This window comes from Halorubrum sp. AD140 (assembly GCF_034497445.1).
GTDB lineage: Archaea > Halobacteriota > Halobacteria > Halobacteriales > Haloferacaceae > Halorubrum.
The window spans coordinates 1-1,033 of record NZ_JAXRUU010000340.1; the positions used below are offsets into that span (position 1 = coordinate 1).

The window sequence follows — 1,033 nt, forward strand, 5'->3', positions numbered from 1 at the left end:
GGCCGGGCGTCGTTCCTCGAAGGGAAGCTCCGCGACGGGAAGGTCGAGACCGGGATCGGCCGCTTCGACGCCGTCACGCTGGAGGGGTACGACACCGTCTACGACGGCGCGCCCGTCGACGTCTTGGTCCGGCCGGACGACCTCCGCGCGACGCCCGCGAGCCCCGAACTCGCCGACGGCGTCGTCACCTCGCGGCAGTACGTCGGCCCCTCGTTCGTCTACCGCGTCGACCTCGACTCCGGCGAGGCGGTCCACTGCCTCCACAACCACGTCGAGGAGTTCGACCTCGACGAGTCCGTCACCTTGGAGCTCACCGCCGACCACCCGCTCGCGTGGTACCCGCGGTAGCCGAGCCGCGGCTGCGACGGACGGCGCTCTCGAAACCGCGACGAGCGGCGGCGTTCAGAACGTCGCGAGGAAGGGAACCGCGTACGCGATCAGCAGGCCGACGAGCGTGACGGCCGCGCCGATGCCGACCTCGCGGCTCCCGAACGCCTGCATCGGGGCGGTCACGCGCTTGTCCGGGTCGGGTTCGTGAGAGTGGTCGTCCATATCGCTGTGTGCGACTGCCGGATACAAAAAACACCTGAACGACCGCCGCGGAGAGTATCAGGTAAAAAGAAAATTACATATGGTTCGTTGTAAGACGGGAATGTACACTAACGAATAACCATGACAAGTGTTCTCACACTGGCGTTCGTCGGCGTCATTCCGATCGGTGTCGCGTTCGTCCTGCTCGCCGGACTCAGGTGGTCGGCCGCCCGAGCGATGGGGGTCGGGTGGCTGCTCGCGGCCGGGATCGGGCTCACGTACTGGCGCATGGAACTCGACTGGCTGATCGCGTCGGCGATCTACGGCGTGTTTCAGGCGGTCGACATCATCCTCATCGTCTTCGGCGCCATCCTCCTGATGAACTATCTTGAGGGAAGCGGCGCCATCGCCACCATCAGGTGGTACTTCGGACAGATCGAGGAGGACAGACGCATTCAGGTGTTGCTCATCGGGCTCGGCTTCATGACGATCATCGAGGGCG

3 protein-coding genes are annotated in these 1,033 nt (G+C 65.2%); 2 read left to right on the forward strand and 1 reads right to left on the reverse strand.

Going from position 1 to position 1,033, the window contains the following annotated elements; all coding sequences use genetic code 11:
* Positions 1–348 (forward strand): TOBE domain-containing protein (locus tag U4E84_RS18690; protein ID WP_322533546.1); only part of this gene is annotated, 348 nt, incomplete at its 5' end.
* A gap of 54 nt (positions 349–402) precedes the next feature.
* Here the strand turns inward: U4E84_RS18690 and U4E84_RS18695 are convergent.
* The gene (locus U4E84_RS18695; protein ID WP_322533547.1) at positions 403–552 is read right to left on the reverse strand and encodes a hypothetical protein; all 150 of its coding nucleotides are present in this window, start codon (positions 550–552) and stop codon (positions 403–405) included.
* A gap of 120 nt (positions 553–672) precedes the next feature.
* Between U4E84_RS18695 and U4E84_RS18700 the strand changes: the two genes are divergently transcribed.
* Positions 673–1,033: L-lactate permease (locus U4E84_RS18700; protein WP_322533548.1), on the forward strand; the 361-nt coding region annotated here is incomplete at its 3' end.

Excerpts from the sequence above, each read along its gene's own strand:
- U4E84_RS18695 (WP_322533547.1), bottom strand. The coding sequence starts at position 552 with ATGGACGACCACTCTCACGAACCCGACCCGGACAAGCGCGTGACCGCC.